The sequence below is a fragment of the Kitasatospora sp. NPDC059817 genome (genome assembly GCF_042731835.1).
In the GTDB taxonomy this organism is placed as follows: domain Bacteria; phylum Actinomycetota; class Actinomycetes; order Streptomycetales; family Streptomycetaceae; genus Kitasatospora.
In genome coordinates this window covers 1-5,544 of sequence record NZ_JBHWIR010000307.1, presented here as the reverse complement: position 1 = coordinate 5,544, position 5,544 = coordinate 1, and the positions used below count along the sequence as shown (strand labels likewise).

The window sequence follows — 5,544 nt, the reverse complement described above, 5'->3', positions numbered from 1 at the left end:
TCACGAGATACCCACCGGGGACCCCTTGGTCCCGCAGGTTGCCGATCAGGCCGCCGATCTGCCGTTCGAGCTCGTGCATGCCGGCGCTGGCCTGCTCGACCAGCGCGGTGCAGAAGTCCTCGACCCCGTCCGCCCCGAGGTAGCGCGGGTAGGCGACGCAGCCGCCGTCCGGGGCGCGCCACTCGAAGAGGTCGCCGAACTCGGCGAAGAACGCGTCGAACCGCGGCAGGTTCTCCGCGATGATCGCGCGGTTGCGCGCCAGGATCTGCTCACGGGCGTTGATCGCGATCCGGGCCAGCACCTCGCTCGGCGCCGAGTTGCAGATCGTGGTGTAGTGCTTCGCCCGCTCCAGCCGGGAGCGCAACTCCCGGTCGCGGCAGGCGATCCAGCCGATCCGCAGGCCGGGCAGGCCGAGCGACTTCGAGGTGACGTTGAGCGAGAGGGCGCGCGCGGAGAGGTCGGCGGCCTGCGGCAGCGCACGGGCCGGGTCGCGCTCCAGACCGCGGTAGACCTCGTCGGAGAAGAGCCGGATGCCGCGCTCGTCGCACAGCTCCACCAGCCGCGTGAAGTCGGCCGCGTCGATGACCTTGCCGGTCGGGTTGTGCGGGAAGTTCACCGACAGCACCCGGGTGTTCGGGCGCAGTGCGGCCGTGACCGCGTCGAGGTCGAGCGCCCAGTCGTCCTTCTCGTCCAGGGCGACGCCGGTGACCTCGCAGAGCGAGAGCGGGATGGTCTCGGCGGACTGGTAGTTAGGGGTCACCACCACGGCGTGGTCGCCCCGGTCGAGGAGCACCTGCATGGCGAGGTTGAGCCCCTCCTGCGCGCCGCCGAAGCAGAGCACGTCGTCGGCGTCGACCTCCTGGTACATCCCGGCGATGGCGCGGCGCAGCTCCGGATCGCCGTAGGTCTCGGTGTAGCCGAGGGCGAGGCCGTCCCAGGCCCGGCGGTCCTCGGGGCCGGCCAGGGCGAGGAGTTCGGCCATCGTCATGGTCTGGGCGTCGGAGGCGGCGAGGTGGTGGCGGGCGCTGAACTCCCAGCGCGAGAAGTAGGTTTCGAGCCTGAAGTCGGGGAGCCTGGTCATCTCTCTGTCACTCGCTCTCGTCGGCGCCGGCGTCGGCGTCTGTGTCGGGGTGCCGGGGCTCGGGGGCCTGCTTGAGCTCGGCGAGCAGGGTGTAGGCGGTCGAACGGGAGACCCGCAGTGCGGTGGCGACGGCCGGGACGGCGCGGCGGACGGCGAACACCCCGGCCTGGTCGAGTTCGCGCAGGACGGCGAGCCGGTCCTCGCGGCCGAAGCGTTCGAGCGGGCGGCCGTGCGCGCGGACGTAGCCGCCGATCACGTCGTTCATCCGCTCCGTCCAGTCGCGTTCGAAGAGCGGTTCGGGGCGGGGCGCGGTGGGCGCGGCGAAACCCGCCAGCAGGGCGGCGGCGTGCTCCAGCGGGCCCCGGTCGAGGTTGACGCAGAGCACCGCCGAGGGCCGTCCGGCATCGTCGCGCAGCACGGCGCTGACGGAGGAGAGCCGGCGCCCGTCGGGCAGCAGCTTCTCGTAGGGCCCGTAGACGTCGGGGGCGGACGGGTCGAGGGTGTCCAGTTCGCCGAGCAGCGACGGGTCGCCGGGGGTGCGGGGGGTCATCGGGTTCCAGATGGCCAGCACCCGGTCGGCGGTGGCGTCGTGCAGCACCACCTCGGCGTACGGCCCGAGCAGCAGGGCCACGGCGCGGCAGACCGGTGTCCAGGTCCGGACGCGCGGGTCGGGGGTTTCGGTGGTCATGTTCGGACTGTACGTCCAGACCAGACGTTTGGTCCAGATCTTTCGTTCAGGCGTTTCCTTCAGGCGTTTCGTCCGGTCGTCCGGGCATCCGGCGCCTGCGGCGACGACGAAGGCCCCGCCGTGACGCCGGCGGGGCCCTCGGAGCTCGGGGAGGGTCAGTGGCAGGTGATCAGCAGTCCGAGGACGGCGGTGCAGCTGCGGGTGTCCCGACTGGTGGCCGGGGTCGGGTCGGCGGGCACGCCGGCGGTGCGGGCCACCGTGACGTCGAAGCTGCGGATCAGGCTGAGCAGGCCGACCGAGATCGAGAAGTGCCGGGTGGTGCTCGCCCCCTTGGCGAGCGGCCCGGTGAGCTTGCAGGTGAGCTTGGTGCCCGCGATGGTGCAGTCGCTGGAGGTCGCCGCGAGGCCGGCCGGGAGGTCGGCGGAGACGGTGCCCGAGGTCAGCGTGTCGGGGCCCTGGCCGGTCAGCGTGACGGTGTAGTCGACCCGGCCGCTCAGCAGGTTGGACACCGGCGTGGCGGTCAGGGCGACGCCGAGGTGGGCGCTGGGGGCCGTGTAGCTGAAGCGGTCGGCGGCGACGGCGGCGCTGGTGCCGCCGGGCGCGGTGACCCGGACGTCCACCGGCCCGGTCACCGTGGTGGCGGGGGCGGTGGCGGTGCAGCTGGTCTTGGTGCAGTTGAAGGCGGTGGCGGCGCCCGCCGCGCCGAAGGTCACGGCGGTGGCGCCGTTCAGGTCGGTGCCGGTGACGGTCACCGTCGTGCCGCCGACCCCCGAGCCGCCGGACGGGCTGATCCCGGTGACGGCCGGGACGGGCAGCGGGAAGTCGAGCACGTCGACGGCGCCGCCGGTGAAGTCGGTGAGGTAGCCGCGCCGGCCGTCGCCGGTGATCGCCAGGCTGTACGGGCTCGCGCCGACCGGGACGGTCGCGGTGACCGTCCGGCTGGCGGTGTCCACCACGCTGACCGTGTTGTCGGCGTAGTTGGAGACGTACGCCGCGCTGCCGTCCGGGGCGAGCGAGACGGCGTACGGGCCGGCGCCGACGGCGACGGTGCCGACGAGCGTGTTGCCGGTGGTGTCGACCACGCTCGCGGTGGCGTCGTCGGCGTCGGCGGCCCACAGCCGGGTGCCGTCCGGGCTGAGCGCGAGGCCGAAGACGCTGTGGCCGACGGGAACGGTGGCGCCCACCGTGCTGCTCGCGGTGTCGATCACGTTCACCGCCTTCGCACCGGAGGCGGCGACGTAGAGCCGTTTGCCGTCCGCCGAGACGGCCAGCCCGTGCGGCTCGGCGCCGACCGGGACGGTGGCGGTGACCGTGTTGGTGGTGGTGTCCAGCACGCTCACCGTGTTGGCCCCGGCGTTGCCGACGTAGGCGCGCGAGCCGTCCGCGGAGAGCGCGAGGCCCCACGGCTGGGCGCCGACCGGGACGGTGGCCGTCACGGTGTTGCTCGTGGTGTCCACGACGCTGACGGTGCCGTCGAGGTGGTGGGTCAGGTACGCCCGGTGCCCGTCGGGCGACAGGGCGACCGCGTAGGAGCCGGTGCCGGCGGTGAAGGTGGCGGCCACCGTGTTGCTCGTGGTGTCCAGCACGCTCACGGTGCCGCTGCTCTGGCTGGTCACGTAGGCGTGGCCGCCGTCCGGCGTGAGCGCCACGCCCGCCGGGTAGGGCGCCACCGGCACGTGCGCCTTGACGGTCGGCGGCGGTGTGGCGGCCTCGGCGGTGGCGGGCTGCGACAGCAGTGCGGCCGTGGCCGCGGCTATCGCGGTCACGGCCGTCCAGGTGCGCCCGGGTGCGCGACGTGTTCTCACGAGTCTCTCCAGCATGGTCGGTCAAGGGATGCAACGCCGGTCGCTCCAGCCCCCTGCGGATCCGGAGCCGCACGAAGCGTAGAAGCCGGTATGACCATCCGTCAGGGACTGATCGGTAATGTCGCCAACTGTTCAGATTCGACCGAGATTCGGACAGCAGCCGCCCCGCCATCCCCTCCCCGTCGCGACCGGGGGTCGGCCTGGGGCCGGGCGCGGGCTGGTCGCAGGTGGGTCGCGGGTGGGTCGGGACCGGCCGGGGCGGGGCGTGCAGGAAATTGGAGTTGTGGAGTCGTATTCGATAGCGTTTCGAACGTGAGGCTGACCAAGAGCACCGACATCGCCCTGCGGATCGCCATGCGACTGGCCGTCCTGGGCGAGGACGCCAACCCGACCACCCGCGAGGTGGCCGAGGCGGTCGGCGTGCCGTACACCCACGCGGCGAAGGTGGTCAGCCGCTTGCAGCACCTCGGGGTGGTGGAGGCCCGGCGCGGGCGCGGCGGCGGGCTGCTGCTCACCTTCGCCGGCCGGACCGGCTCGCTCGGCCTGCTCCTGCGCGAGCTGGAGGGAGTCGGCGACGTGGTCGGCTGCGAGGACGACCCGCCGTGCCCGCTGCGGGCCGCGTGCCGCCTGCGCGGTGCGCTGCGGACCGCCCAGGAGGCGTTCTTCGCCTCGCTCGACCCGCTCAGCATCGACGACCTGGTGGCCGCGCCCACCGGGCCCGTGCTGCTCGGCCTGACCACCAGACCCACCGCCTGATCCCCCACTCCCCATCCCCCATCCCCCATCCCCCCGGGGCCGGGCTCACGCACGGCCTTTAATGCGAATCTCACATACCAGTTAGGAGCCGGACTGATGCTGTCCGCCAAGTCCGCCGAGGTCATCGAGGCCACCCTGCCCGTCGTGGGCGGCGCCATCGGGGACATCACCCCGCTCTTCTACGACCGGCTGTTCGCCGCCCACCCGGAGCTGCTGCGCGACCTGTTCAACCGCGGCAACCAGGCCAACGGCACCCAGCGGCAGGCGCTCGCCGGGTCGATAGCCGCCTTCGCCGGCGCACTGGTCGCCCACCCCGACCAGCGGCCGGACGCGATGCTCGCCCGGATCGCCCACAAGCACGTCTCCGTCGGAATCGACAGCAGCCAGTACCGGATCGTCCACGAGCACCTCTTCGCCGCCATCGTCGACGTGCTCGGCGAAGCCGTCACCCCCGAGGTCGCCGCCGCCTGGGACGAGGTGTACTGGCTGATGGCCAACGCCCTCGTCGCCGTCGAGGACCGGCTGCGCGCCGAGGCCGCCGCCGGCGGCGACCAGGCCGACCTCTGGCGCCCCTACACCGTCGTCGCCCGCTACCAGGAGACCGACACCGTCACCACCTTCCTGGTGCGCCCCGCCGACGGCGGCCCCGTCCCCGCCGCCCGACCCGGCCAGTACGTCTCGGTGCGCACCGAACTGCCCGACGGCGCCCGGCAGATCCGCCAGTACAGCCTCTCCGGCACCGCCGACGGCGCGCTGCGCTTCACCGTCAAGCGCGAGCCCGGCGGCGAGGTCTCCGCCCACCTGCACGACCACCTGCACACCGGCGGCCTCGTCCACCTCGCGCCCCCGCTCGGCGACATCGCCCTCGCCGACGGCGACGGGCCGGTGCTGCTCGCCTCCGCCGGCATCGGCAACACCCCGATGACCGCCATGCTCGACCACCTCGCCGCCACCGGCTCCCCCCGGCAGGTCGTCTCGGTGCACGGCGACCGCGACCAGCTCACCCACGCCTTCCGCGCCGACCTCGCCCAGCTCACCGCCAAGCTGCCGAACGCCACCGCCCACGTCTTCTACGAGCGGCCGCGCGGCGGCGGGGCCCCCCCACGCACCCGCCGGGGGGGCCGCGCCCCCCGCGGGCGGCCCGCCCGGCCCCCCCCCCACCCGGGGGGCCCCCGGGCCCGGCAGCGCGCCCGCCCCGCGGCCCGCCCCACCCG

5 protein-coding genes are annotated in these 5,544 nt (G+C 73.9%); 2 read left to right on the top strand and 3 right to left on the bottom strand.

Annotated elements, in window-relative coordinates:
• The 3 genes from ACFV61_RS34000 to ACFV61_RS33990 all read right to left on the bottom strand — a co-directional run.
• The coding region (locus ACFV61_RS34000) for an aminotransferase class I/II-fold pyridoxal phosphate-dependent enzyme (protein ID WP_380495948.1) at positions 1 to 1,081 on the bottom strand (1,081 nt) is incomplete at its 3' end.
• A gap of 7 nt (positions 1,082 to 1,088) precedes the next feature.
• Positions 1,089 to 1,769 (bottom strand): transcriptional regulator, encoded by a 681-nt coding sequence (locus ACFV61_RS33995; protein WP_380339481.1) that lies wholly within the window; start codon positions 1,767 to 1,769, stop codon positions 1,089 to 1,091.
• Positions 1,770 to 1,924: 155 nt separating this feature from the next.
• Positions 1,925 to 3,574, bottom strand: coding sequence for a beta-propeller fold lactonase family protein (locus tag ACFV61_RS33990; protein WP_380495946.1), 1,650 nt, complete (start codon positions 3,572 to 3,574; stop codon positions 1,925 to 1,927).
• A gap of 312 nt (positions 3,575 to 3,886) precedes the next feature.
• Between ACFV61_RS33990 and ACFV61_RS33985 the strand changes: the two genes are divergently transcribed.
• Entirely contained in the window at positions 3,887 to 4,330 is a 444-nt protein-coding gene (locus ACFV61_RS33985; RefSeq protein ID WP_063350598.1) for an Rrf2 family transcriptional regulator, read from the top strand.
• Between the two features lie 96 nt (positions 4,331 to 4,426).
• Positions 4,427 to 5,544: globin domain-containing protein (locus ACFV61_RS33980; protein ID WP_380495944.1), on the top strand; the 1,118-nt coding region annotated here is incomplete at its 3' end.

What these genes read in the sequence shown, in the direction of transcription:
- ACFV61_RS33995 (WP_380339481.1), bottom strand. Translation starts at nt 1,769, where the DNA reads ATGACCACCGAAACCCCCGACCCGCGCGTCCGGACCTGGACACCGGTC.